This is a genomic window from Rudanella lutea DSM 19387, assembly GCF_000383955.1.
Taxonomy (GTDB): domain Bacteria; phylum Bacteroidota; class Bacteroidia; order Cytophagales; family Spirosomataceae; genus Rudanella; species Rudanella lutea.
In genome coordinates, this window is record NZ_KB913013.1 from 2,492,429 (window position 1) to 2,518,909 (window position 26,481).

At 55.9% G+C, this 26,481-nt stretch carries 22 protein-coding genes; 11 read left to right on the forward strand and 11 right to left on the reverse strand.

Features of this window, described 5'->3' with window-relative positions:
- Window positions 1-195: 195 nt before the first annotated feature.
- The 4 genes from RUDLU_RS0110315 (at window position 196) to RUDLU_RS0110330 (ending at window position 4,337) form a co-directional block, all read left to right on the forward strand.
- Entirely contained in the window at window positions 196-828 is a 633-nt protein-coding gene (locus tag RUDLU_RS0110315; protein ID WP_019988299.1) for a ribonuclease H1 domain-containing protein, read from the forward strand.
- A complete protein-coding gene (locus tag RUDLU_RS0110320; RefSeq protein ID WP_157580153.1) occupies window positions 777-1,712 on the forward strand; it encodes a serine hydrolase in 936 nt (311 codons plus the stop codon). Before RUDLU_RS0110315 ends, RUDLU_RS0110320 begins: the two co-directional genes overlap by 52 nt.
- A 197-nt stretch (window positions 1,713-1,909) precedes the next feature.
- Window positions 1,910-2,749 (forward strand): alpha/beta fold hydrolase, encoded by an 840-nt coding sequence (locus RUDLU_RS27260; protein ID WP_044129407.1) that lies wholly within the window; start codon window positions 1,910-1,912, stop codon window positions 2,747-2,749.
- Window positions 2,730-4,337 (forward strand): sensor histidine kinase, encoded by a 1,608-nt coding sequence (locus RUDLU_RS0110330; RefSeq protein ID WP_019988302.1) that lies wholly within the window; start codon window positions 2,730-2,732, stop codon window positions 4,335-4,337. Before RUDLU_RS27260 ends, RUDLU_RS0110330 begins: the two co-directional genes overlap by 20 nt.
- 9 nt (window positions 4,338-4,346) lie before the next feature.
- Here RUDLU_RS0110330 and RUDLU_RS0110335 read toward each other — a convergent pair whose 3' ends face one another.
- From RUDLU_RS0110335 to pdxA, 4 genes are all read right to left on the reverse strand, one after another.
- A complete protein-coding gene (locus tag RUDLU_RS0110335; protein ID WP_019988303.1) occupies window positions 4,347-4,841 on the reverse strand; it encodes a hypothetical protein in 495 nt (164 codons plus the stop codon).
- Between the two features lie 84 nt (window positions 4,842-4,925).
- Window positions 4,926-5,858, reverse strand: coding sequence for a homoserine kinase (locus RUDLU_RS0110340; RefSeq protein WP_019988304.1), 933 nt, complete (start codon window positions 5,856-5,858; stop codon window positions 4,926-4,928).
- Between the two features lie 88 nt (window positions 5,859-5,946).
- Window positions 5,947-6,834: a YicC/YloC family endoribonuclease gene (locus RUDLU_RS0110345; RefSeq protein ID WP_019988305.1), complete on the reverse strand. Its 888-nt coding sequence runs from the start codon at window positions 6,832-6,834 to the stop codon at window positions 5,947-5,949.
- 120 nt (window positions 6,835-6,954) lie between these two features.
- Window positions 6,955-8,922, reverse strand: coding sequence for a 4-hydroxythreonine-4-phosphate dehydrogenase PdxA (pdxA, locus tag RUDLU_RS0110350; RefSeq protein WP_019988306.1), 1,968 nt, complete (start codon window positions 8,920-8,922; stop codon window positions 6,955-6,957).
- A gap of 194 nt (window positions 8,923-9,116) precedes the next feature.
- Between pdxA and RUDLU_RS27265 the strand changes: the two genes are divergently transcribed.
- Entirely contained in the window at window positions 9,117-10,082 is a 966-nt protein-coding gene (locus RUDLU_RS27265; RefSeq protein WP_019988307.1) for a 2-hydroxyacid dehydrogenase, read from the forward strand.
- Here RUDLU_RS27265 and RUDLU_RS27270 read toward each other — a convergent pair.
- From RUDLU_RS27270 to RUDLU_RS0110370, 3 genes are read right to left on the reverse strand one after another with little or no spacing between them, the layout of a single operon-like run.
- Entirely contained in the window at window positions 10,057-11,097 is a 1,041-nt protein-coding gene (locus RUDLU_RS27270; protein WP_019988308.1) for an ATP-grasp domain-containing protein, read from the reverse strand. The genes RUDLU_RS27265 and RUDLU_RS27270 overlap by 26 nt on opposite strands.
- A gap of 3 nt (window positions 11,098-11,100) precedes the next feature.
- Window positions 11,101-12,057: an MvdC/MvdD family ATP grasp protein gene (locus tag RUDLU_RS0110365; RefSeq protein WP_019988309.1), complete on the reverse strand. Its 957-nt coding sequence runs from the start codon at window positions 12,055-12,057 to the stop codon at window positions 11,101-11,103.
- Window positions 12,058-12,109: 52 nt separating this feature from the next.
- Window positions 12,110-12,304 carry a microviridin/marinostatin family tricyclic proteinase inhibitor gene (locus RUDLU_RS0110370; RefSeq protein WP_157580155.1) on the reverse strand — a complete coding sequence of 65 codons (195 nt, stop codon included), beginning with the start codon at window positions 12,302-12,304 and terminating at the stop codon, window positions 12,110-12,112.
- A gap of 191 nt (window positions 12,305-12,495) precedes the next feature.
- On the opposite strand from RUDLU_RS0110370, the gene RUDLU_RS0110375 reads away from it, so the two are divergent.
- The 4 genes from RUDLU_RS0110375 to RUDLU_RS0110395 all read left to right on the forward strand — a co-directional run bounded on the left by RUDLU_RS0110375 (window position 12,496) and on the right by RUDLU_RS0110395 (window position 18,919).
- A complete protein-coding gene (locus RUDLU_RS0110375; protein ID WP_019988311.1) occupies window positions 12,496-14,700 on the forward strand; it encodes a peptidase domain-containing ABC transporter in 2,205 nt (734 codons plus the stop codon).
- Window positions 14,701-14,714: 14 nt separating this feature from the next.
- A complete protein-coding gene (locus RUDLU_RS28735) occupies window positions 14,715-17,588 on the forward strand; it encodes a sensor histidine kinase (protein WP_019988312.1) in 2,874 nt (957 codons plus the stop codon).
- A 114-nt stretch (window positions 17,589-17,702) separates the two neighbouring features.
- A complete protein-coding gene (locus RUDLU_RS0110385) occupies window positions 17,703-18,443 on the forward strand; it encodes a LytR/AlgR family response regulator transcription factor (protein ID WP_027302941.1) in 741 nt (246 codons plus the stop codon).
- 161 nt (window positions 18,444-18,604) lie between these two features.
- A complete protein-coding gene (locus RUDLU_RS0110395) occupies window positions 18,605-18,919 on the forward strand; it encodes a hypothetical protein (protein ID WP_019988315.1) in 315 nt (104 codons plus the stop codon).
- A gap of 79 nt (window positions 18,920-18,998) precedes the next feature.
- Here RUDLU_RS0110395 and RUDLU_RS0110400 read toward each other — a convergent pair whose 3' ends face one another.
- Together RUDLU_RS0110400 and RUDLU_RS0110405 are read right to left on the reverse strand one after the other, a co-directional pair.
- Window positions 18,999-20,240: an ABC transporter permease gene (locus RUDLU_RS0110400; RefSeq protein WP_027302942.1), complete on the reverse strand. Its 1,242-nt coding sequence runs from the start codon at window positions 20,238-20,240 to the stop codon at window positions 18,999-19,001.
- Between the two features lie 143 nt (window positions 20,241-20,383).
- Window positions 20,384-20,704 (reverse strand): heavy metal-binding domain-containing protein, encoded by a 321-nt coding sequence (locus tag RUDLU_RS0110405; protein WP_027302943.1) that lies wholly within the window; start codon window positions 20,702-20,704, stop codon window positions 20,384-20,386.
- Window positions 20,705-20,957: 253 nt separating this feature from the next.
- Here RUDLU_RS0110405 and RUDLU_RS0110410 point away from each other — a divergent pair, with 253 nt between their 5' ends.
- Entirely contained in the window at window positions 20,958-21,722 is a 765-nt protein-coding gene (locus tag RUDLU_RS0110410) for a M48 family metallopeptidase (RefSeq protein ID WP_019988318.1), read from the forward strand.
- Between the two features lie 350 nt (window positions 21,723-22,072).
- Window positions 22,073-24,484 (forward strand): PAS domain-containing sensor histidine kinase, encoded by a 2,412-nt coding sequence (locus RUDLU_RS0110415; protein ID WP_019988319.1) that lies wholly within the window; start codon window positions 22,073-22,075, stop codon window positions 24,482-24,484.
- Window positions 24,485-24,534: 50 nt separating this feature from the next.
- Here the strand turns inward: RUDLU_RS0110415 and RUDLU_RS0110420 are convergent, their stop codons facing one another.
- Together RUDLU_RS0110420 and RUDLU_RS0110425 are read right to left on the reverse strand one after the other, a co-directional pair.
- On the reverse strand, window positions 24,535-25,503 hold the full coding sequence (locus RUDLU_RS0110420; protein WP_019988320.1) for a nitrilase family protein: 969 nt from the start codon (window positions 25,501-25,503) through the stop codon (window positions 24,535-24,537).
- Between the two features lie 95 nt (window positions 25,504-25,598).
- The gene (locus RUDLU_RS0110425; protein ID WP_027302944.1) at window positions 25,599-26,087 is read right to left on the reverse strand and encodes a response regulator; all 489 of its coding nucleotides are present in this window, start codon (window positions 26,085-26,087) and stop codon (window positions 25,599-25,601) included.
- Window positions 26,088-26,481: the final 394 nt, after the last annotated feature.

Consider the following 26,481-nt stretch of genomic DNA (forward strand, 5'->3'; position numbering starts at 1 on the left):
ACAGGCAAGCCGACGGTAAACATCTGGTTTTAGGTTACTTCAATTAACTTAGGGCGGAGGCAAGAGGGAACCGGCGCAACGCGCCAGCAGGTGCGATTGCCCGCCCGAATCACTACTTTTGTCCCGAAAGACGCCAGGAATCCGGTACCGACGACCACGCGCGACGGCTACCGATTGGCGCCATCCCCTTTGCTAATGGCCAAAAAACCAAAATTTTATGTTGTCTGGCGCGGACGACAAACCGGCGTTTTCGATTCGTGGGACGAGTGCAAAGCGCAAACTCACGGCTTCGACAAAGCGCTGTATAAATCGTTTGATAGCAAAGCCGAAGCCCTCAAAGCCTTTCGCGATAAACCTCACGAACACATCGGCGCAAGCCCCGGCGCGGCCAAAAAAAGCCCGAATCGCCTGTTTGTGGGCGAACCCAATACCGATAGCCTCGTGGTCGACGCGGCCTGGAATACTGCCACCGGCGACATGGAGTATCAGGGCATTTATCTGGCTACCCGCCAACGGCTGTTTCTGATGGGGCCCTACCCCGACGGCACCAACAACATCGGTGAGTTTCTGGCCATAGTGCATGCGTTGGCCCTGCTTCATCAGAAAGGCAGCAATATTCCGGTTTACTCCGACTCGCGCACCGCAATCAGCTGGGTTCAGAAGAAAAAAGCAAATACCAAGCTCGATCCTACTCCGCATAATGCCATCCTGTTTGAGCTGATCCGCCGGGCCGAAACCTGGTTACAAACACACGTCTTTGCCAATCCAATTCTGAAATGGGAAACGCAGTACTGGGGCGAAAACCCCGCCGATTTTGGTCGCAAATAAGCCGGTGGACAGGGTATTTACTGGGTGTACTGACCCCATTGCTGGCGGCCGGCCACCGGTTAGCAACACCCGCATCGCCTACCTCACCCATGCCCGATTCGCTCACCCAGTACATTCAGAGCCTACCCGCGTCGGTGCGGGTGAGCGTGGCGCTCGAAACCCTCGCCGATAGTAGCGTGCGCCTGTACCACCGGGCCGACGAACGAGTACCCTCGGCCAGTCTGATTAAGGTGCCGATTATGGTTGAAGCGATGGTTGCCGAGATCGAAGGCCGTATCAACCTGGACGAGATACACATCCTGCTCGATTCGGAAAAAGTTGGCGGTTCGGGGGTGCTGAAAGACTACCCCAATCGGAGCCGGATCAGCTACCGCGATCTGGTGCGGCTCATGATTACCAGCAGCGACAATACCGCCACCAATATTCTGATTGGCGACCTAAGCCCCGAAGCTATCAACGCCCGAATGCGTACCCTTGGCCTGACCCAAACCGGACTTAACCGGGTTATGATGGACACCCTCGCAGCCCGGCAAGGCCGTGAAAACATCGTTACAGCCCGCGAAATGAACCGCTTACTGACCCTGATTTACCGGCGTCAGGTGGCAACTCCCGCTTTGTGTGAGCAAATGCTCGATTTTCTGAAAGCTAACGAAGATTCACTTACTATACCCAGTCGGCTACCTCGTCAACCGGATGGCCGGCCGCTGGTGGTGGCCCACAAAACAGGCACGTTATCCTACGTCAGGGCCGATATGGGTATCGTTTACGCCCCGCGGCCGTTTGTCCTGTCGGTTATTGTCGAAGGGGCAGGCTCCGATATCGCTGCCGAGACTGTTATTGCCCAGATCGCTCGATTAGCCTATTCATCGATTCATCATAATTAGTTATAAGTACCCACAAATACTAGTCATTTTTAACTATAGATGACATTATTTTGAGAATATTGCTACTTTGCGCATTTGTTTGCACAAATGAATTTCTAATCTGAATTTAATTCTATTACATTTATAACGCAAATCTGTTTAGGGCCTACATCCATAGGCTTTATCTGATATATTCCTCTATTCATAGTTATAGGCATATGGCACTAGACACCAACGTTCTGGTTAGAAATAATGTCCAGATCAAAGGGAACATAGCGTCTGATCGTACTTTGGTTTTTGCGCATGGCTTTGGTACCGATCAGTCTGCCTGGAATGGTGTTTGGCCAGCCTTTGCCAATACCCATCGTATTGTTCTGTTCGATTACGTAGGTGCCAACAAGACCACAGTGGCTCAGTTTAAGCCTGAGCGCTATAAAACACTCTATGCGTTTGCCGACGACCTGCTCGATATCCTCGAAGCCCTCAACCTAACCCAGGTTGATCTGATTGGGCATTCGGTAGGTGGCACCACAGGTATGCTGGCCGCCAGTCAGGAACCCGAACGGTTTGGCCGGTTGGTGCTGATAGGGTCGTCGCCCCGGTACCTGAACGATGAAGGCTACACGGGTGGGTTCTCGGAGCAAGACCTCAATGATTTATTTGCTCAGATGAAGGGCAACTACTACGGTTGGGCCAGCGGCTTTGCTCCATTTATTGCCCGTAACCTCGACAACCCCTGTGTAGCTGACCAGTTTGCGCAAACCCTCGCAGCCATGCGCCCCGATGTGGGCCTTTCTATTGCCCGAACCATATTCGAGTCGGATCACCGGGCCGTTTTGGCCAATGTACCGCACCCGGTGCTGGTTATTCAGCCTGAGCACGACTCGGCCGTCCCCGGCTTCGTGGGTGAGTATTTTACCCAACAGTTGCCCAACGCACAGCTTATTATTTTACCCACAGAAGGACATTTGCCACACTTAAGCCATCCCGAGCTGGTTGTGAACGCTATTCGTCCCTTCCTCCAACACGTTCCGGTTGATGGATTGGAGCCTGTTTAACCGCTTTCAGGAAGTAGCCTCCCACGAAATTGGGCCACGGTTATTGCCAGCATTGGCTGAGGTGATTGTCGATTACCTTCAGGCCGACGGTTGCTGTATTGTGCAGGAACGCGACGAGTCAATGGCGGCTCCGCTGCTGGAATACCCGACAGCATCGGGGGCCATTCTGTTCGATCCTGAGCAACTGGGCAGCCTGACGCAGGAAAAACCGTTCTTTTTTCAGGACCACTTCACGGCCCGGCGTCCGTTGCGCCCATTACTGGGTAAATTCGGGCAGATTGCGGGCCTGCGGCTCGACAATTATAGCCTCAAAGGCTGGATTGTCATTGGCTGGTGTACGCCCCGCTCACTCGATGGCATACCACTCGAAGCCTCGCTTCAGCTATTTGCCGACAAGGTACTGGTCAACTACCTGTCGTTGCAACGAATTGCCCTCGAACAGCAGTACCGGTTTCTGTTTGCTACCGTTCCGCAGGCCATCGTCCGTATCAACGAAAACGACAATACCAGTTGGGTAAATCAGGCGGCACTCGATCTGCTTCAGCTCGAGCCCGACAACCTGTACCCCTCGGCGGCCGAGGTCTCGCAGGGTATGATGCGGCTCCGCAGCGAAGCGATCAACCAGCAGGAGGTAAACCGCCGGGCGGGCGAGCTCATCCAAAACCCTAATGCCGAAATCTCAAATTGGCTCTGGGCGTTTCCCGACCGGGCGTTGAGCGTATTGTCGCGCCCGATTCGTTCGCCCTACTTTAACGGTCGTATCTGGTTGTTCAACGACGTGTCGGAGTTGTACCGCTCCAACCAGCAACTGGCCGATCAGCAAAACGAGCTTCTGTCAAAAAATGACCAGTTGCAGGCCGCCAATCGTGAAATCGAGAGCCTAATTAGCGTGATTGCGCACGACCTGAAATCGCCTTTGGCCACGCTCAGTTTTGTGCTCAATTTCATCACCATGTCGGGCGAGCTCAACGAGCAGCAACTCGAAAACGTGCAGTACGGCCAGAAAACCGTGACGAAGGGCATGAACCTGATCGAGAGCATTGTGTACTACAACCGGCTCATCAGCCGCGATGAGGACGTGCAGCTCATGGAGGTGGAACTAAATGATCTGCTGGCTATTGTGGTCGACGGATTTCGGGGTGCGGCTATGCAGAAGAACATCGAACTGGCACTAAACACAACCGCTTCGTCGCCAATTCTGCGCACCGACCCCGAATCGCTGGTGCGCGTGCTCGACAACCTTATCAGCAATGCGTTGAAGTTTTCGGACTTTGGCAAAAAAGTGCAGATCGACGCGTACGTCCACCATGAAAGCCTGATTGTGAGCGTTCAGGATCAGGGACCGGGTATTTCACCCGAAGATCGGCCCAAGCTCTTCAAACGATTCCAGCGGTTAACGGCGCAACCCACCAACAACGAAAACTCATCGGGTTTAGGGTTATCGATTGTCAAAGCTCTCACGGAGAAAATCGGGGCTCAGATTGCTGTCGAAAGCGAATTGGGGCAGGGCACAACTTTCCAGATCGTCTTCCCGGCCCACCTGTTCAACCTCTCGCCCGCGCCTGAGTCGGCCGAGAGGCAGACGTAGGCGAGTGAGTTACTGACGCGCAAGCGTGATGGTATAGGTCGTTTTTTCGGGAGCACCACCGGGGTTAATATCGCGCTGGGCTTTCAACTGAATCGAATTTCCCTGAGCGATTTTAGTGGCTACCGTCTGCGTATTAGTGGCATCGATAAGAGTAACGGTCGTACCGGTCTCGGTGTATTTGGCACCGGCAAACAGCAATTGTAATACCTGTTGCGAGTTAGGAGCCGACTGGCAGGAGGCCGGTCGGTCGTATGCGATCGTGCCATCCGTTTTGAACGATACCACCACGTCGGACAGGCAGGTTTCGCCCAGAAACTTCAGCGCAGCCGCCAGGTCGGTTACCCCCTGAAATGCCGGACTAACCCCCAACCCAGCTATTTTCCAGTTGCCCTGAATGGTGGCCGTGGTAGGCTCAGGCTCGGTTTTGGCTTTCTGGCAGCTATCGAGGCTGATGATACCCATTGACAAAAGAAAAACCCAAAGAATGCGGGAGTAGCGAATCATAAGCGGGATACAAGACTTTGTTTATTCCAAACGCCCAAACGGGCAGCCGTCGTATGAGAGAGGTAGTTTCTCCAGGCAACCGGACTACCCGATTACGCGCGGCCCCTGCCGGTTGATTTCCGATACGTAAGCCTCGCTCGTGATGCCTACTGCCAGAAACGCCTGCTGCATGGCCTGCCCTACGCGCTCGGCCGTGGTCAGATCCCGGCATAGGGCAAACATCGACGGCCCTGAGCCCGAAATACTGCATCCCAGCGCCCCACTGTCGAGAGCGGCCTGTTTGACTTCGCCAAACTGCGGAATCAGAATCGACCGGACGGGCTCAATAATCACATCGACCATCGACCGGCTAATGAGGTCATAATCGGGTTTGAGCAAGCCGGCCACCAGCCCGGCTACGTTGCCCATCTGCGTGATCGCGTTTTTGAGCGAGACCTCATTTTTCAGGATAAACCGGGCATCTTTGGTATTGACCTCAATATCGGGGTGTACAAGCGTAGCAAACATACCCGCCGGAGTATCGAGCTTTATCACGTCGAGCGGGTTGTAGCTCCGCACCACCACAAACCCACCCAGCAACGAAGGCCCCACGTTGTCGGCATGGGCCGATCCGCAGGCAATGCGCTCGCCTTCCATAGCAAACGGCAGCAGGTCGATGGTCTGCAATGGCCGACCCAGCAACTCATTGATGGCAAACACCCCCGCCACCGCCGAAGCCGCGCTGGAGCCCAGTCCACTGCCCAACGGCATTTGCTTGGTCAGCAATACATCCACCCCAATGTCGGTACGGTCAATGTGCTGCAGGAAACGCTGAATCGAGATACCGGCGGTGTTGCGGGCGGCTTCGCGGGGCAGCCGGCCACCATCGCCAATAATATCGGTGATGCTGACACCGGGCGTATCGCGCCGGGTCAGTTCGACCACATCGCCGGGGCTATCGACGGCAAACCCAAAAATATCGAATCCGCAGGCCACATTGGCCACCGTTGCGGGGGCAAAAACGCTGATCTTTTCCACGTTACAAGCAAAAAAGGAGGGAAGGGAGAAAGTAGGAAAGGGAGAAGGCTTCTATCACTTCTCGTTTCTCACTCCTCTCTCCTGCCTCCTAAATTATATTCATCGTTTGTTCTTTGATCTTTTCCAGCTCGTCTTTCATCTGAACGACCAGCCGCTGAATGGCCGAATCATTGGCTTTGGAGCCAATGGTGTTGATTTCCCGACCAATTTCCTGTGCGATGAAGTTTAATTTTTTGCCGTTAGCCTCTTCGGTATTCAGCACTTCCATGAAGTACTGCAAGTGGTTTTTCAGACGGACTTTCTCTTCCGAAATGTCGAATTTCTCGACGTAATAGACCAGTTCCTGCTCAAAGCGGTTCCGGTCGAACTCTTCGTTGCCCAGCAGCTCGACAACCGAGGCCCGCATCCGTTCGCGGACGGCCGGAATCCGACGGCCATCCTGCTCTTCGACTTCCGCCAGCCGGGCCGTAATAGAGCCGATGTATTCGTTGAATTTGCCTTCGAGCGAGGCCCCTTCCTGCCGCCGAAACGCGTCGCATTTTTGGATAGCCTGACTGATGGCCTGCTGCACCAGCAACCAATCGCTGGCGCCGGCTTCGGGGTCGGGCAGTTCGGCCGTGTAGGCATTGGGTTGCGACAGGGCCAGCTTCAGCACGTCGGCATCGGGTACACTCATGAGCATACCGTTGGCCGTCTCCTTGATGTCCTGCACGTATGCCCCGACCAGGGTCCGGTTGATCACCATGCCCGAGCGCACTTCGCCGGTCCGGGTGTAGTTGATCGAGAGTTCCACTTTACCCCGCTCCAATTGTTGCGTCAGCTGGTTTCGGATCTCAATTTCTTTGTCCGAAAACTGGCGGGGCAACCGACAGAATATGTCCAAAAACTTGGAATTGAGGGTTTTTACTTCGGCGGTTACAGTCAGATTATTGCTTTCGACGGTAGCATTGCCGAAGCCAGTCATGGATTTGAGCATAAAAAAGAGTTTGCAGTTTAAAGTTTACAGTTTAGAGTTTTGCCTTACTAGTTCACCACTTTAGGTGGCTCAACCACGCAGCGGTAATCGCTGAAAACAGAAAACTGCCAACTGTAAACCTTATTTTTTTAACGCGTTAGCTTCGGTTTCTTTGTATTCTTTGCGTCGGCGGGCTACATCGCAGGCTAAGTAAATAGCCTGAATCATGGATGTTTCGTCGGCTACATTCTTTCCGGCAATGTCGTAGGCCGTACCGTGATCGGGCGAGGTACGCACAATGGGCAGCCCCGCCGTGAAATTAACCCCCTCTTCAAACGCAATCGCCTTGAAGGGAATCAGACCCTGATCGTGGTACATAGCCAGTACGGCGTCGTATTTGCGGTAACTGCGAGTGCCGAAAAAGCCATCGGCCGGGAACGGGCCATACACCAGTTCTCCTTTTTTCCGCCAATCTTCAATCACCGGGCTGATGGTCTCGGTTTCTTCATTACCCAGCAGACCATTTTCGCCCGCGTGTGGGTTGAGACCCAGCACCGCAATACGTGGCTTGGCAATACCGAAGTCCTGCCGCAACGACTGCATCATCATGGTCAGTTTTTGACTGATCGCGTTGCGGGTCACGTTTTGGCGTACCCGTCCGAGCGGCACGTGGCCCGTAACCACACCAACCCGCAGCGATTCGCCCACCATAAACATCAGATCGTCGGGTACACCAAAGGCTTCGGCCAGATACTCGGTATGGCCGGGAAATTTGAATGCATCCGACTGCATGTTGTGCTTGTTGATCGGCCCGGTTACGAGGGCATCGAGCTTACCCGCCTTCAAGTCGTCGACGGCACGCTGCAAACAGGCAAAAGCCGCCTGTCCGGCTTCGGGCGTCACCTTACCGGGCTGAATTTCGTACACGGCTGGCCCCGGAGCGGCTCCAGCGGAGGGCACCGGCGTGGGGGCAGGTACGGTTTCGGTCTGCGCGGCCGTTACCACGTCGGCCGTTGCCACGTCGGCCGCTACCACGTCGGCCGTCGCTCCATCTGCGGAGGCCTCTAGAGCAGGCTGCTCGCCCGCAACCGAAACGGGCTGCGGCTCACCGGCTGGCGTTTCGGTTGCCGAGCCGGGCTGCGGAGCCGGGGCCGGGTTTGGCCGTCCGCTGTCGTTCCAGCACGTAATGACATTGGTCATTTTATGGCTTGCCTGCCCGACGTGCTGAATCCCATTGAGGTTCCAGTCTTTCAGGTTAAGCAGGTTGCGGTACCGGTTCAGCACCCGCATAGAGCCGTAAATGACCACGGTGCACAAGCGTTGCATCTGGTTGTATTTCAACGCCTTCAGAATCACCTCCGGCCCAATGCCGTTGTAATCGCCGAGGGAGATACCCACCACCAGCCGGTCTTCAGGTGCCACATCGGCCCCACGACCCGCCAGGTCGCTAATTTTACGCTCGCCCATGCGCGATTCGCCCGGACGCAGGTCACTGGGACGAAGCTCATCTTCGCGCGTCCATTCCTGAATAAGGGGCTCTTCCCGCGCGGGACGCTCACGTTCCGGCTCGCGTTGCTCCCGGTCACGATCGCGGTTTCGATCCCGGTTTCGGTCCCGATCACGGCCATTGGGCTGTTGCTGCTGACGACCCTCCTGGCGGCCACCCTCAGAACGGTTCTCATGGTCGCGACCTCCGCCGTTTTGGCGGCCCGCGTCAGGGCGACCCGCGTCAGGGCGACCTGTATCCTGACGGTTACCTTCCTGACGCCCACCTTCCGGGCGGTTCCCCTCAGAGCGGCCCGCATCCTGGCGGTCGTTCTGCCGCTGATTGCGGTTCCCTTCGGAGCGGTTGTTGGGGCGCTCGGGGCGTGGATTTTCAGAACGAGGGGCAGGGCCGGTTTCGGTTTCTCCGGCTGGCGTGCGGTTTACGGGCCCGGTGGTGTTATCCCCGGGCTCATCGTCCACGTACGCCATAATTTCTTCGGGCTTAGTCGATGGGGTCCGGTCTTCTCGCGGTCCACCCGACCGATTGCCCCGGTTGCGGTGGCGGTTTCGGTTCCGGCGGTCGTTATTTCTATCGTTGCGCTTTTCAGGCTGACGCTCTTCCATAGTTGGAATCAGTTAAGAGCGGGCGGGGCCGGTTTCCAGTGCACAGAGGGGCATGGGCCGTGCTTCTTATACGCTCCAGGCTCAATGAACCCTGAATTTTTTGCAACGAGGCCATTCCGGGCGAACGTTGCGCTTTATTCATTGTTCATTAGGCAGTGTCCATTAATTTTCCTGCAAGTTACGATAATCTACGGATGTCTGAGACCCAGCCTACGATTCTGATTGCCGACGAAATGCACCCGTCGCTGTTCCCGATGCTCACCGAAGCCGGTTTCCAATTTGATTACCAACCCACCATTAGCCGCGCCCAACTCCTCGACCAACTGGCTCCTTTCGATGGGCTTATTATCCGCAGCAAGACCACCGTCGATGAGGCTCTGCTCCAACAGGCGCCTAATCTTCGGTTTATTGGCCGGGCCGGGGCAGGCCTCGACCTGCTCGATCTGGACGCTGTAGCGCAGCGGGGCATTGCCGTGTTTCATGCCGGAACCGGCAACCGCGACGCCGTAGGCGAACAGGCTGTGGGCATGTTACTGGCGTTGTTGACCAATGTGGTACGGGCCGATGCGGAGGTCCGGCGGGGAATCTGGGACCGCGAAGGAAACCGGGGTTATGAGCTGGGCTCGCTGACGGTGGGGCTGATTGGCTACGGCAATAACGGACAGGCTACCGCCCGCCGACTGAGCGGTTTCGGATGCCGGGTGTTGTGTTACGACAAGTACCGCACCGATTATTCCGACGCCTACGCCACCGAAACCGCAATAGAAGCGATTCAGAACGAGGCCGACGTACTCAGTCTCCATATTCCGCTCACGGGCGAAACCCGGATGCTGATTAACGACGCATGGATTGAGCGAATGGCCAAACCGTTTTACCTGATGAACGTGGCGCGGGGCGAAATTGTCGAGCTGGCGGCCGTGGTACGCGGGCTGGAGTCGGGCAAAGTGCGCGGGGCCGCCCTCGACGTGCTTGAAAACGAGAAATTAGCGAAACTTACCCCCGACCAGCAGGCAACGTTTGATTACCTGCGTGGGTCGGACCGGGTGATACTGACGCCCCACATAGCCGGCTGGACGCACGAAAGCTACGTACGTATCAACCGCGTGCTGGTGGATCAGTTTGTGCAGGCGGGGGTTAATACACCATTGTCTCGGGCCTAACCAACTGACGATCGAGGCCGTGTTCGCGCCGGGGTTGCAAGCCGAGCAGCATCCCCGCCAGGTGTTCCGAAATCTGAAAATCCTGTAGGCAATCGAGCCACATAAACTCGCCCGCCGAGTTGATCTCAATGAAATAATGGTCGCCTTCGGGTGTCACAATCATGTCGATAGCGCCATAATTCAGACCGTAGAGGTCCATGAACGTGTGTAGGCTTTGCACCACGCTCGCGGGTAGCTCGTAGGGTTTCCAGTCGCCCACGGTAGCGAATCCGTTTCGACGCCAGTCGTTTTCGGAGAGTTCCGAAGTCTGCGAATCAATTGAAAACGCCCAGATTTGGTGTCCGGCAATGGTAATGCGCAGTTCGATTTCTTTCTCGATTGCCTGCTGAAACATCAGGGGGGTAGCCTGTAGGTCGTCGAGTGCGTCCATATCGTCGGCAGTCAGGCGATTGGTAAACATCACCATCGTCTGCCCATCGTTCTGAATGGCATAACTCGCCTGCGACTTCACAATTACACTCGCCGGTTTTTGGGCCTGCACAAACCGGCGGGCCTCGGCCGGTGAATTGGTGACGCAGGAGTTTGGAACGAGTAAACCCGCCCGGCGGGCCACCCGCATCTGTTCTTCCCGGCTGGCCAGTCGGCGGTGTACACTCGGGCGGCCGAGCACAAACCCATCAAACCCTTCGATCAACCCCTTGAGTGTTGCCTCAACCTGAGCCTCAAATGCAGGCAGGAGTTTGGTACCGTACTGCTCAGCAAACGCTTTTTTATTCATCTCGAACCGCCGGAACCACAGCGAATCGCAGGTATGGATAGCCTCACGGCCGTCGGGTGTGTCGAGCCAGATTTCGATACCCGCATCGGTGTCGAGGTAGGTCAGCTGATACTCGAACGGGTACCGGTCAACGGGAAACACGATAGCCCGCCCGCCGAGGTCTTCGATCGCTTTTACAACCATAGGCGTCGTGGCCTGCAGATCGAACGAACGGGTAATGATAAGTACGGTTTTCATGTGTTATTGGTAAGTCAGGCGGTGGACAATGGCTTGCGCAATCGGAAGGTGGAGATCGCGCTGTAACATACCCCACTCGCCTTGTGGGTTCACTTCCAGAAAAACAGGTGTGCCGTCGGGCCGTACCATCAGGTCGATAGCACCAAAGAGCAGCCCCAGCCGACGCATGAGGGCTGTCAGTTGTTGCCGAACGGTATCGGGCAGGCTGTAGGGTTCCCAGCCCGTTGGCACATCGGCGGCATAGCGCCAGTCGGTTGGGCTATTGAGTGAGCCACGGGTATCGATGCTTCCGGTAAAGCATTGCCCATCGACATACGCCACCCGCAGTTCGGTTTGGGCCCGGATACGTTCCTGAAATATCATGGGGCAGGCCGCCAGAGCCGAATCGTCGGTCAGGTCGTCGGCGGAGAGAGCGGTGGTTGGAAACGCAGGACCACTGCTGGTCATACCATAGGTCAGGGCATCGTATAATTTGGCAACCACTTCGCCCCGGCACCGCTCGAAAAACGCCCGAATACGGGTGGGGTCGTTGCTGAAAAGGGTTTCGGGCACTGCCAGACCTACCTCGCGGGCTACCACGAGCTGGCCCATCTTATCGTTCTGCACGGCACTATCGGCCGCAAAATCATTCATCCACAGCCGGCCGGGCAGCGTACGAAGCAGGGCCATCTGCACCCGGCTAAACGCCTGCAAGGTGGCTCGCCGATAGACGTCGGGCAACCCGACCGGGGGCGTAATGGCCCAGCGTTTTCGGTACCAGACGGCCGTTATCTCACAGGTGTCGAAGGCGAATCCCGGTCCCTCGCAGAAGGCCGCCCCGGTTTGCAGATCTACGCTGATTTGGCTGTGCGCCACCTGATCGGAATCAAACCGGACCGACCGGACACCCCGTGCCGTCAGCGCCTGCTGCACCAGGTCGATGGTGTACTCGTCGCGGCTATGGGTTAGGCAAAGAACCATTGGTAAAGACATAGGCTGGGTATGCCCCGTACGAGCACACCCAGCTATCCGGCTACAGAGAAATTGTGTCGGAATCAGTGAAATTCGAGTAGGAAGGTTCGTCCTGATCCGACGGATACTTGATGGTCGGTAGCGGTTGTGGGGCGGGTTTGCCGGGGCCACGGTCGGCGCCAACGGTTTGCTCACCAGAAATGTCCTGCCCTTCGAGGAAGCGGGCGAAAAAGGGTTTTTTTGTGGTTTGTTCCATGGTAATCAGAAATTTGATTGTTTGTAAGTAGCCCGGCTGTTTACTCCGCCGAACGGGGGCAAACATAGCAGACCGGGCAGGGGGCAGGGTGGGCCATTTTACCAAAGGCGGGTTTGGTTTTGTGAACGCCCAGGTTCATATCGAACGGAACGCCGAACTTGCAGCCGTAAAAACCAACTTCCCTGACAACCATGCGTTTTGTCGTTACCCGCCAGTACGACGAGGCCGACTGCGGCCCTACCTGCCTGCTGATGGTGGCCCGCCACTACGGGCAAACGCTGCCGCGCCCGTGGCTTCGGCAATTGGCCGGTCAGTACCGGGGAGGGGTTTCGTTACGGAGCCTGACGGTAGCGGCTCAGAAGCTGGGTTTTGAAACCCGTACCATGCAGCTGCGGTGGTCGGCGTTTCGGGAGGCTCCGTTGCCTGCCATTGTCTATTTGCCCCAACGGCAACATTTTGTGGTTGTGTACGCCCTCACGCCCACCCACGTACACGTAGCCGACCCCGCCCTGGGGCGCGTGCAAATCCCGACAGCCGACTTCTGTGCGCAATGGGCTACCGACGAGCAACCCGACCCTACCGGCACCGCCCTGTTTCTGTCGCCAACCCACGCATTTTATGCCCTCAAACCACCTAAACCCGCCCACCCGCTCACCCAGCTTTGGCAAGCCCGGCGGTATCTGCGACAACACCCCAAACTACTCCTATCTCTGCTAGTAGTACTGAGCATACTGGCAGCTATTCAGGCGGTGTTGCCGGGCCTCTCGCAGCGGATTGTCGACGAAGCCGTGCAACCCCGCCGGGCCGATATGCTGCGCTGGTTTTTGGTGAGTCAACTGGGCCTGACGGCCGGTTTGTTGGTGGGTAGCTGGACACAAAGCTGGCTACTGACCCAACTCAGCAACCGGCTGAGCTTTGCCATTCTGAACGATTTCCTGCGAAAGCTGCTCCGACTGCCACTGGCCTTTTTCGACCAGAAACGCTTCGGCGACATTACCCAGCGCATTGCCGACCACGAGCGCGTTGACCAGTTTTTGAGTCAGTTTGGTGTTCAACTTGTCACCCTCGCGGTAGCGGTGCTGATTAACGGGGGCTTGCTTTTTCACTACAGCCCGGCAGCTTTTGGGTTGTTTGTGGGCGGCACAGCCCTGCACCTGATCTGGACGTTTGGGTTTATGCGCCACCGGGTCACGCTCGATCAGGAGCTATTCAGCACGGCGGCCCAAAGCCAGTCGCGTACGCTCGAACTGCTCGAAGGCATACCCGACGTGAAGCTGGCCAACGCCGAAGAACAGATCCGTACCGCATGGCTCGGCGTGCAGCGGCAACGCTACCAACTCCGGTTGCGGGCCCAGAAACTGGCCGTTGGGCAATCGGGCGGGGCAAGTGTGCTGTTTTTACTCACAAACCTGCTCATCAGTTACGTGGTAGCCAGTAGTGTCATTGCGGGCGGCACCTCGCTGGGGGTGTTGCTGGCAGTGCAGGTGGTAGTGGGGCAATTGGCTACTCCGCTGAGCCAGGCTGTTTTCTTGGTGCAACAAGCTCAGGACACCCAACTTGCACTCGCCCGCATCGGCGAACTTCACGAGGAACCCGACGAGCGGGCGGGCCACGGAAGCACCTCCCCCGGCCCGCCCGCGACCCTGCGGCTGGAGCGCGTATGGTTTGCGTACCCAGGCACCGAAGAGGCCGTTTTGCGCAATATCTCCCTCACTATTCCGGTGGGTAAAACGACGGCCATTGTCGGCGCCAGTGGCAGCGGCAAAACCACCCTGCTGCAACTGCTACTGGGCACCCACGACCCAACCCACGGCCGGATCTGGCTTGGGAAAAGCCACTTGCTGGCCGATGCCAACCCCACCGACTGGCGGCAACGTTGCGGAGTGGTGTGGCAAACCGGCTATATTTTCTCCGACACCATAGCCGCCAATGTGGCTCTGGGCGACCCGGCTCCGGAACCCGCACGGGTGTGGCAGGCCCTGCAAACAGCGGCTTTAGCGTCGTTTGTGGCCGAGTTGCCCCTGCGTATCCAGACACGAGTTGGCAACGAGGGGCTCGGCCTGAGTCAAGGACAGCGGCAGCGGCTCCTCATTGCGCGGGCGGTCTACAAAAACCCCGATTACCTGTTTTTCGATGAAGCCACCAACGCGCTCGACACCGCCACCGAGCGGCAGATCATCGACAACCTGAACCAGTTTGGGCAGGGCCGCACGGTGGTGGTGGTAGCCCACCGGCTTAGCACGGTCCGGCAGGCCGATCAGATTGTGGTGCTTCAGGCAGGGCAGATTGCCGAACAGGGCACCCACGAGAGCCTTCTGGCCAACCGGAAACTGTACTGGCAGCTCGTACACAACCAGTTGGAGTTGAACACGCCGGTCCCTAATCTTGTCGTTTAATCCGTTTTCTCTTCATGCGCGCGCTGTTTATTTTCCTGCTTTTACTAGGTAGCCACGGGCTGGTGGCACAGCAGGTTAGTTACCAACGGCTCGACAAAGCGAGTGGCTTACCCTCTAATACCATTTACGACCTCATGCAGGACCAGCAGGGATTTATCTGGCTGGCGACCGACAAAGGCCTGTACCGATACGATGGGGTACTGTATCAGCCCTACCGCAACCATAGCCAGAACGACAAGGGCCTGAGCAACCTCATGCTCGACGGGGCCGGGCGCATCTGGTGTCAGAACTTTTCGGGACAGTTTTTTTTCGTCGAAGCCGATAGCCTCCGGTACTGTTCCGTTGTGGAACCCCTCGGTTCGTACTACCCGGCGGTTATGCTCAACGGCTTTTCGCTCGTCAACTTTGGTCCTCACTCGTTGCGGGTGCTGGATACGCGTACGCTGCGCCTGACCAACTCCCTACCGCTGAGTTACGTGCATTACTCGCCCTACGCGTTTTCCGACGAACAGGCCATTTACCTCTTTTCGGGTGGCCAGCAGCGGGCATTGCGTGTGCCGCTGAACGGGCCACCTACCTACATCCCCAATGAACCCGGCCTGGCTACGTTTTATGTGGTGAAGGTACGAAAACACACCTTTCTGATTCCGAAAGCCGATGCGACGCGATTGGTAGTACAACGCCCCGATGGCGGTCGACAGGTGATTGAGCTGGGGCATAAAGGGCTCATCCAGAACGTTCGGGTCATCAACGACCGATACCTGGGCTTGTTCTGTTCGGCGGGTTTTTACCTGCTCGATATGAACAACCCCCTCCCCCAGCGGCTGTCGGTTCAGTTGCCCGACAAAAACTGTACGGGCCTGATGCTGGATGGTGAGGGGAATTTCTGGCTTGCCACCATCAACAGCGGCCTGTTGCTTATTCCGTCGATGCAGGTAAACGTCATTGCACCGGGGCGGCCGTTTACGCGCTTGCAGGCACTCCCCCACAAACGGCAGTTGTATTTCGGGACCGCCACCGGCGAACTGGCCCGGCTGGACCTCACGCAGGGGTCGACCACCCCGCTCTACAAAGGCACCAGCAATACCGAAGTGATCTCACTCCATTACGACACCACCGCCCGCCAGTTGTTTTTCAGCTCCGACCTGTTTCGCCGGTGGTACAACGGCCGCACCGATTTTTCGCAGTTGCTCTCGGTCAAAGACATTGCCTCGTTCGATCAGAACCGGCTGGCTATTGCCGCTACGGGGTTTCTGGGTGTCGTGTCGCGACGCAAACCCGAAGCCGCGCACGAAATCAATCTGAGCACCGCCCGTAACCGGGCGGTGGTGGTTCACCCAACTACCAAAACCCTGTACGCAGCCACATCGAAGGGATTCTGGCAATATCCGAGCGGTCGGCCGGGATCCGAAATCAAGGCCGACCATGAGTCATTATCCCTCTCCGACCTGACCCTGACCGATGGCCCAGCACCACTCGTGTTTGCAGCCAGTACCAACAATGGTATTTATGCGTTCGAGGGGGCCCGGCAAACGTTGCACCTGACCGAAAAAGACGGTTTGGCCGACAATGCCGTGTACCGCATTCAGGCGTATAAAAACCAGATCTGGTGGCTCACCGAGAAGGCCGCCCAGAGCTTCGACCTGCGTACGCGCACAATCCGCACCTACGACCGCACCGATGGCCTGCCCGATACTGACCTGAAAGATCTGGCGGTTGTCGACGACATGGTGTACGTGGCCACGCTATCGGGTTTGGTGCGTTTTCCGCGCAATCTGCCCGCCACCAATACCCACCGGCCCCGGCTCGTGGTCACCCGGCTTTTGTGCAACAAACAGGCCTTTTCGCTCGATAAAAAACCCCGCTTTGCCTACGACCAGAACAACGTCGAGATTCATTTCTCGGTGCTGTCGTTTCGGAGTCAGGGCGACGTACGGGTCAACTACCGCATCAACGGGCAAGCCTGGGTTACCCTCGACCCCGGCGTGCGGATGCTTAGCCTGCCCTCGCTCGCACCCGACGACTACGTGGTCCAGATTCGGGTCGAAAACGAAGACGGCCTCAGTAGTCAGCAAACCCTGACGGTGAAGTTTGTGGTGCAGAGCCCTTTCTGGCTCAGCTATCCGTTTCTGGGTGCCCTCATGCTGGCCATTGCGGGGTTGGTATACGGTAGCAATCAGCGACGTCTGTCGCGGCAGCAGCGCGAGTCGGCCTTGCAGGCCGAAAAAGCCGCCCTGCAACAGGAGTTACAGAAATCCCGGCTGACGGCCATCAAGTCGCAGATGAACCCCCACTTCATTTTTAACGCCCTCAATACCATCCAGTTGTACATCTATCTCAACGAGAAACAACAGGCATCCAGCTATCTGGTGAAGTTCAGCGAGCTGACGCGCATGATTCTGGACATGAGCAACGACGAAACCGTGGCTCTGGCCGACGAGCTGAAGGCGATTCGGCTGTATCTGGAACTGGAGCAGATGCGGTTTGAAGACTCGTTGCACTGCCAGCTGGTAGTAGCCAACGATCTGGACATCGACCATATCCGTATTCCGTCGATGCTGATTCAGCCGTACATCGAAAACGCGATCAAACACGGGCTGATGCACAAAAAGCATGACCGCCATCTGTTGGTCGATTTCCGGCAAACGGGCCCGTGGCTGGAAGTGACCATCGACGACGACGGGGTGGGCCGCCAGAAATCGGCGGAGATTAACCAGCAACGCGCCCGCCGACACGAATCCTTTGCCACTCAGGCCAACCAAAAACGGCTGGAACTGCTCAACGACGGCGATCATTCGCACATTGGTATTCGTATCATCGACAAATACGACGCTTTCCATAAACCAGCCGGAACCACCGTTATTCTGCACATTCCGGTATTAACGTAACCACCTGCGTGAATGAATGATGAATAAGGCATAATGAACAATGACCTCATTGATTATCAACCCCTTCAGCATTCATTTTGCATTATACAGTATACATTTGATTTTGACTCAGTTATGCCAACCGCCCTCATTATCGACGATGAACAGAAAGCCCGCCAGTTGCTCAAGGCGATGCTGGCCGACTGCGCCCCCGGCCTGACCGTTCTGGCCGATTGCGACGACCTGCCCAGCGGGGTGAAAGCGATCAAAAAACTCAAACCGGATCTGGTCTTTCTCGACATCGAGATGCCGCACTACAGCGGCCTTGAGCTGATGGATTTTTTCAACGAAGATGAAATTGACTTTTATGTCATTTTCACCACGGCGTATAGCCAGTATGCCATTCAGGCGTTTCGGTTTTCGGCTATCGATTACCTGCTCAAACCGCTCAACATCGACCTGCTGCGGGAGGCCATCGAGCGGTTTCGGCTCAAAAAGGTGCGGGAAGCGCAGAACCTGTTTACCCTCAGGCACAACCTCATCAACCACAAATCGAAACGGATTGCCCTGCCCCAGACGAGCGGTTTCCGGTTTGTCGACAGCGCCGAAATTCTGTATGCCAAAGGCGACGGAGCCTATACCGATATTTTTCTGCGCTCGGGCGATAAGCTACTCATCAGCCGGAGTCTCAAATACCTCGAAACCCTACTCGAAGGCCTCGATGGATTTGTCCGTTGCCACAAATCGTATGTGGTCAATACCCAGTATGTAGCCTCGTACAGCCGTCAGGACGGCGGCTACATTACCCTCCACAATCAAACCCAAATCAGCGTTTCGCCCGACAAAGTCGATGCGGTGCTGAAAGCCTGTTGTTGACCATGAAAACCATTCGACTGATTCTGGCGGGCTGCCTGCTGTTCTGGCTGGGTTACCGGTTTGTGCGTATTCAGCTGGCCATGCCCCGCCCGGTCTCTGTTGAGCAAACAAAAAGCCCCTGACCCGGTTTATACGTTGTTTACGTTAACAACTCAACGACCATGAAAAAGATAATGATGACACTGGCACTGGCGGCCCTGACCGTTACGTTTGCCTCAGCTCAGGAAGTAAAGCAGGAAGCCAAAGAAACGGCCAATCAGGCTGGTGAAACGGCCAAAGCCGCCGGCCGCAAAGTAAGCCGCGAGACCCGCCAGGCAAGCCGCGAACTGAAACGCGAAGCCCGCAAAACCGGCGACGCTATCGACCGGGCCGCTACCAACACGAAGCAAGATGTGAAGCGGGGCACCAACAAGGCGCTGAACAAAACTGAGCGGGGCCTGAAAAAAGCCGAACGCAAGCTGGACGATTCGAAGTAAGAATCCACCTATACCATAAGCCGTTGGGGGCCTGCCAAATACACGCGTGTATTTGGCAGGCCCCCAACGGCTTTTTTAATTACTTCGACCGGATGGCAATTACCGGATCGAGCCGGGCGGCCGAGATGGCTGGCAAAATCCCCGCCAACACGCCAATCAGGCTCGATGTACCCAACCCAAGGGCAATATTGCCCGCTGTGAGCACCACATCGAGGTTACCCAACGGTATAAACGAGAGCAGGTACACCAGAAATACCCCAACCAGACCGCCGACCAGCGAGAGCATAACCGACTCGAACAGAAACTGGAACAGGATAAAGTAATTCTTGGCCCCCAGCGATTTCTGAATACCAATGATGTTGATTCGCTCTTTTACCGACACAAACATGATGTTGGCAATACCAAACCCACCGACCAGAATCGAGAAGCTGCCGATAACCCAACCCGCAATGGTGAGCACGGCAAATACCCCGCCAATGGCTTTGGCAATGGCCTCGGGGCGGTTGATGGCAAAATTGTCGTCCTGCGTGGGTTTCAGACTCCGGCGGGCCCGCATCAACCCCCGAATTTCGCCTTCCAGGTTTTGCAGCCCTTCGTCTTCAGGGTAGCCTTTTACGGCAATGGTTACGCTGGGCCGGATCGACTGGAACAGTTTGGCAAAGGTGCCGTACGGAATCAGGCACCGCCGGTCGGGGTTGCCACCAATTTCGAGCACCCCGGAGCCTTTCTTTTCCTGAACGGCAATCACCTGGAAGTTCAGCCCGTTGATCTTCATCATTTTACCAACGGCGTACTGATTCGGGAAGAGGGTTTCGGCCACTTCGGAGCCGATAATGACTACGTTACGCGCCGACTCCTGCTCCTGCGGGGCAAAGTAGCGGCCCTCGCCAATGGGTACCTCCGAAATCTGGTTGTAGTCCATCGTGACGCCCGAGATCCGAACGGGCAAACTGTTGTTCCCGTTTTTCACGATCACATTGCCCCGTCCTCCCATAGCGCAAATGGCCTCGGCATTCTCCAGCCGCTCGGCCAGAGCCCGGTAGTCGTTATAAGTCGGTTCGGGCCACTGAAAATACTTCCACCAGCGGTACTCCGACCCAAACTCAAACGGCCACTTTTGTACGTACACGACCCGATCGCCCAGAAAGTTCAGACTTTCCTTTACGTTGCGTTCGAGCGAGTCGACCATCGTGAACACCGCAATGATGGCGAAGATACCGATGGTTACGCCCAGCAGCGAGAGCGTGGTACGCAGCAGGTTAGACCGCAGCGCCTGCCAGGCAAAGCGAAAGCTTTCGAGTATTTGTCGGATAAATTTCAATGGCGAAAGAGCGAAAGACTGAAAGAGCGAGTTGGCCAACCCGCTTTTCTTCCGCTCATGCGAATTTACTTCGCTCTTTGTCTCTTTCGCTCTTTCGCTCTTTCACTTTTACACCAACGCCCGCTATGGCGGATAATCGGTTGCTATTCGATGATCACGGCCGTGCCGTTGGCACTCACCATGAGCATAGACCCGTTGCCCCCAATGGTCTGGTAATCCAGATCAACGCCCACAATGGCGTTGGCACCCAACCGATGGGCCTGATCCATCATGTCTTTGATCGCGATGCTCTTGGCTTCGCGGAGCCCCTGCTCGTAGGCCCCCGAACGCCCGCCTACAATGTCGCTAATCCCGGCAAAAAAGTCTTTAACCAGATTGGCCCCGATAATGGCCTCACCGTTGACCAGCCCAATGTACCGGGTAATCCGTTTACCTTCGAGGGTTGGGGTAGTTGTGATAATCATATAGTGTATACTGGAGTCGATGGCCCGGTTAAGAAACGGCGCAAAGAACGGGCGCGTTGCGCGTTTTGCAAAAAAACCGCCTGTGTGGTTGTATGAGCGGTTTACAGACTGGCTGTAAGGGTCGAAAACGGGGTTCAACGCCGGCTCCGAACGGCAATACTTAGCGTACGAGTAAACTTTTAGGCCGTTTGTTTGTCAAAGGATAAACGTAAACCACGCAGTAGGTTGCGTTTTTGTCCTAACAACGTGAGTTATGAAAAACAAAGCCTATATCTTGTTGGGATGGCTAGTAGTAGCTACGCCCATGGCCACCTACGCTCAGAGCGTGGGGCAGGCCGTTATGGAAGGTTTAGCCTCCATAACCCTCTCTGATCAACAGGTAGCCCAGCTCTCGCAGCAGGCTGTACAACAAATGGATGCCCAAAACCCGGTGGCGGGCCCCAACGACCCGTACACGCAGCGCCTGAACCGGATTGTCCGTCGGCACCGCACCGTGAGCGGCATCCCGATCAACTATAAAGTGTACAAAGTAAAAGACGTAAATGCTTTTGCCACGGCCGATGGTAGCGTGCGGGTATTTCAGGGTCTCATGGATATCATGACCGACAGCGAGTTGCTGGCCATCATGGGCCACGAAATTGGCCACGTAGTCAATAAAGATACCCGCGACGCCATGAAGAGCGCCCTGCGCCGGTCGGCGTTTATCAATCTGGGGGCTTCGCAGGGGGGAGCCATCGGGGCACTGTCGCGGTCGCAGGCCACGGCTTTGGCCAACGGCCTCTACAGTGCGTCGTTTAGCCGTCGGCAGGAAACCGAAGCCGACGATTATAGCTACACGTTTCTGCGAAAGAACGGCTACAGCGTTTTGGCGTTGGCCTCCTCGTTTGAGAAGCTGGCCAAACTGAGCGGAGGTAGCGGGGGCGGCCGTGTCGCCGAGATTGTTTCGAGCCACCCCGATAGCCAGAAACGAGCCCAACGCATTCGGGACCGCGCGCGCCGGGACGGAGTCAGACGTTGATTCGCCAAAGGATAAAACCGGAGCCGCCGACCACCTAGTTAGCGGCTCCGGTTTTTGTCTGTCTGGGACCCACTACCTAACAAATTCTGGGCCCTATGACCCGGGCAGGGCCAATCTTATTTTCATTCCTTATTTTTGCCCAACTCACCCCCTGGAAGTTAAGAAGCTATTTGAATTAATCGATTTGGCCGCTAATGGCGTCTTTTGACTCTTGCCATCGTCACTTTTTTGAGCCGTAGCGCTGCTACGACTTGCAAAAATCGCCTTGCCAAAAGCCAAAATTCACTCATTATCCGCTCAAATCGCTAACTCAAACAGCTTCTAAACCTGACTTTTAGGACACTCAGGTTATGAACGACTTACCCCCCCACGCCAAATCATTGTCTGACCGCGAAGCCCTGCTACAGGCGGTTCTGGACGCTCAACAAAGCATGACGGCCTACTGTGAGGCCGTTCGTGATGCCGATGGAGACCTCATCGATTTTCGCTACCGAATCATAAATCAAGGGGTTGAAACGTTGACGGGCCGTCGCCGTCACCAGATTTTGGGCGAGCTCATGACGAGCCTGTTTCCCTCGGTGAAACAAATAGGTTTGTTCGACCTTTACCGGCGGGTGGTAGAAACGGGTCAGCCCGATTCGTTTGAATTTCCGTATCAGGGCGATGGCTACAACGGCTGGTATCTGATTTCGGCCCAGCCCTTGCAGGAAGGGTTTGTGCTTTCGTTTATCGACATCACCGCCCAGAAACAAACGCAGCAACAGGTTGAGCAGCAAAATCATCTGCTCGACAATATTCTTACGACCTCGGCCAATGGCTTAGTCGTGCTTCGGCCTGTCCGTGATTCTGACGGTCAAATTGTCGACCTGAAGGCGGTGCGCTGGAACCGGGCGTTTGTTCAGATTACGGGTATTCCCGACCAATCGCTGAGCACGCGTACCTCCATGCAACTGGACCCAACATTGCGCTCAGCCGGTCTGTTCGACCAGTACGTTGATCTGCTGACGGCCGGTAAACCCCTACAGACCCAGTACTATTTCGAACCCGCGCAGATCTGGATTGAACTGTCGGGGGCCCGGCTCGACGAGGAACATATTGTGCTGACCTTTTCGGACATTACGGAAAGCAAAAAGGCGTCGTTGCTGATCGAAGAGCAGTCGAGTCAGTTGCGCAACATATTCGATTCGTCTATCAGCAGCATTCTGTACATGACCGCTATCCGCAATGAAGCGGGCAAAATTGTTGATTTCTTGATGGTAACGGCCAATCAGGCCGTGATTCGGAGCAATTTCATGACGCCCGACCAGATTGAGGGCAAGCAACTCTTGACGGTGTTTCCGGGCAACCGCGACAACGGGTTCTTTGACCTGTACGTGCGGGTCACCGAATCGGGCGAGCCCGAACACCTGATCGGTTCGTACAAAGACGACACGCAACAGGATGGCTGGTACGAGGTGTCGGCCGCCAAACAAGGCGACGGGGTGGTGGTGACGTACATGAACATCACTGAAACCCAGCAGGCTCAGCAAGTGCTCGAACAGCAAACCGAGTTTCTGAATCAACTGCTGCAAACCTCACCCATGGGCATTATTGCCTACGAGGCCATTCGGAAAACACCCGCTCAGGCAGGCGGTACGGGTAGCGCGACTGGTGAGATTGTCGATTTCCGGGCGATCTTCTTCAACCACGCTTACGAAAAAATCTTCAATTCGACCGAAGAAGTGGTGCGTAACCACACGTTTCTGGAGCGGTTTACGTCGGTAGTGAACCTCCCCCTGACGGTCAACACCGAGGAGCTCTTCAATTTCTACAAAAGCGTAACGGAGCAGTCGCTTTCGTTCCGCCGGGAGCGGTTTTACCCGCACCTGAACAAGTGGCTCGATGTGTCGGGCACGAAGCTGGGCGACGGTTTTCTGCTCGTTCTGTACGACGTAACCGACCGGAAGCGGGCCGAGCTGGAACGCCAACAACAAGCCGCCCTGGTGCAACAGGCCAACCGACAACTGAAGCGCTCCAACGACAGCCTGCAACAGTTTGCCTACATTGCCAGCCACGATTTACAGGAACCCCTGCGGAAAGTGCATTCGTTTGGCAGTCTGCTCAAAAGCCGCTACGCCGAATCGTTGGGCGATGGCGTCGACTTGATTGCCCGGATGCAGAAAGCGGCCGAGCGGATGCAGACCCTGATCAACGATCTGCTGGCGTACTCGCGCCTGTCGAACCAAACCGAGTCGTTTGAGCCCGTTGATCTAAACGAGGTAATGGCCGGGATTCTGGAGGATCTGGAAGCGGTAATAACCGACAAAAAGGCCCTGGTCACGATTGATTCATTGCCGGTAGTACAGGGCAACCCGTCGCAATTGCGGCAGTTGTTTCAGAACCTGCTGTCTAATGCGCTCAAGTTCAACAAACCCGACGAACGGCCCGCGGTAACTATCCGTTGCCAGCCCGCACCCCGTCCCCAAATTGATCCCGACGCGCTGACTATGCTACCGGCTGATGTGGAGCATTTCTGGCAAATTCAGGTGAAGGATAACGGTATCGGATTCGACCAAGGTTACAGGGAGCGCATTTTTGAAGCGTTTCAGCGTCTGCACGGGCCCAACAGCGCCTACGCCGGTTCGGGCATTGGGCTCGCGCTGGTGAAGCGCGTCGCCGAAAATCACGGAGGGCTGATTGAGGCCCACAGCCAACCCGGCGAAGGGGCCGAGTTTACGCTCTACCTGCCGCAAAGCCCCAGCGGAATCAGTAGTCTGGTGTAGAGATAAAGAGTGAAAGAGCGAAAGAGTGTAGGCCGTACTCATTCAGTCATTCACTCTTTCGCTCTTTCACTCATTGGCTCTAGCCAAACCACCTTTTGTTCGGGCTGATGCTCTTGCCCCAGAATGTCGCGGTAGAGGTCGGGGCGCCGGGCCTTGCGGTACCGGAAACCACCAGCCTGCTGTAGTTTCTCAGGGGTACAGGTGGCCACAACTATCTCATCATCGAGCTGACGGCATTCGGCCAGAATGTCGCCAAACGGGTCCAGAATCATCGAGCAACCGTTTTTAAGCTGATCATCGTCCATGCCGATGGGGTTGGCAAAGACCACATACACCCCATTGTCGTAGGCGCGGGCGGGGAGCCATTTCATAAGCCAGGCCCGGCCCTTAAGCCCGTCGAACTCCAGCCGGAGCGAGGTCGGGTCGTTGTGCCGGTTGGCCCAGAGAGCGGGGTCGGCAAACCCAGCACCGGGCCGGGTAGAAGGCGTCATCATGGTTACGTGCGGCATGAAAATAATGTCGGCACCGAGCAGAGCCGTAGCCCGCACATTCTCAACCACGTTGTTGTCGTAGCAAATCAGGATACCACATTTCCAGCCGTACAGGTCGAACACCACGTACTCGTCGCCCGGCAACAGATGCGGGTTTATAAACGGGTGCAGTTTTCGGTACTTCGCCACCAACCCGTTTTTATCGACACATACGTAGCCTTTGAACAGCCGGTCCTGCTCGTCTTTCTCGAAAAGCCCGGCCAGAATAGCAATGTCATGCTCGCGGGCAATCTGGATGAGAGCCTGTGTGCTCTCACCATCCGGGATCAACTCGGCCAGGTCGAGCATCTGCTCCCGCGAGAGGTGCCGGGCAAAGGTATAGCCTGTTACGGAGCATTCGTGAAACGCCACCACCTGCGCGCCCTGCCGGGCCGCCTGCCCGGCCAATCGGCGGATCACGCTTAGGTTATACGCTTTGTCGCCACTGGCGTTTTCAAACTGCGCCGTTGCTATCTTCAAGGTTTGCATACGAAAATGATTCGGAACGGCTAAATAAACAAAAAGCCGGGACAACCACCGCTCCGGCAGAGGGTAAGTGTCCCGGCCCAACTAGCAAGCCGATCTTAAAACAAGGCAACATTTACCTTGGGGAGAGTCACAGTTTCCCACCAGTACACGCGCAGGGTCTGGAAATACTCCAGCCAATCATCGTACTTGATGGGCTTCACCAGATACGACGAGCAGCCTCGTTCGTAGGCTTCCGCAATATCGTTTCGGTCGTTGGAGTGGCTCAGTAGCACTACCGGCACCTTACCCAGCGCATCGGGCATCGCCCTGATCTTCTCGAGCACATACCAGCCATCATGCCGGTTGGGCAGGTATAAGTCCAGCAACACGAGCTTAGGCGACTCCCACTCCTCCTGTTCACACTGATTCAGGTAGCACAGAGCCTCTTCTTTGGTTTTGGCCCAAACCGGCTTCACTTCGGGCAAACGCTCCTGCATAGCCTTACTGATAATAAACCCATGATCGGGGTTATCTTCCACAATAAGCAGCTTCGCATTCTTGAAATTCCGACGAGACGTAAGCTCACTGGTTAATAGAGGATTCATGCGGATGAATTAAGTAACACCAAGAGGAAAGAACAAAGTCTATAGCTTTTGTTCGATTGTTAAATTAATCTATTTTGATACAGGAAAGCCTATACTTAAGTAGATAGTGATATTAAATCGACCCACCGGGACGGTTGCGATCAGTGGCCTACAGGTAAGAAATAGGCCCAAAAAGCGGAGAGCCGGATTGATGGTTTAAGCCACCAAACCGGCCCTGCACGCTTCAGTTTCTGATAACCCCAACTCCATGCCCGAGGAGGAAGATACGGCTGAGTAGTAAAGCCGTTGGCGGTTGACGTTGGAGTTACCGGGAAGCTCTGCTAAATACTTTCTTTACCAGAACTTGCACTCATTAAACCCATTTATAGCCAATTCCTATCGGTTCTACCAGCTC